The sequence below is a fragment of the Pseudomonas sp. N040 genome, from assembly GCF_015637705.1.
Classification (GTDB): domain Bacteria; phylum Pseudomonadota; class Gammaproteobacteria; order Pseudomonadales; family Pseudomonadaceae; genus Aquipseudomonas.
The window spans coordinates 1-315 of the sequence record NZ_JADOBE010000024.1 but is presented as its reverse complement, the minus strand read 5'-3'; the positions used below and the strand labels follow the sequence as shown (position 1 = coordinate 315).

Genomic DNA, 315 nt, shown 5'->3' with positions numbered 1-315 from the left:
GAAATCGGAGTCCAGAAGCCTCTGCCGGAAGTAAGGATTTCAATCTCAAGCGCGTACTTTTCTGTCGAGAAAATCATGACGGACTTTTTCAACAGAATCGGCCAGCAGCTGCCGGTGAGAAACTCGCTGCAGGATGGGTTGAGCGCAGCGATAGCCATCCCACGCGCTATCAGCACCACGAGCCCGTCGGATAGGCTGGAGATCAGTGTGCATAATCAGGTTGATGCGATTGCTGCCGAACACCTGCCGCATCTTGTCGAGCGGTTTTATCGCTGTGACCCTTCCAGCAACCAGCCCGATGATTCGGGTGGGTTT

1 protein-coding gene is annotated in these 315 nt (G+C 54.3%); it reads right to left on the bottom strand.

Features of this window, described 5'->3' with window-relative positions; genetic code table 11:
* Window positions 1–45: 45 nt before the first annotated feature.
* Window positions 46–315: hypothetical protein (locus ISX93_RS17010; protein ID WP_195779945.1), on the bottom strand; the 270-nt coding region annotated here is incomplete at its 5' end.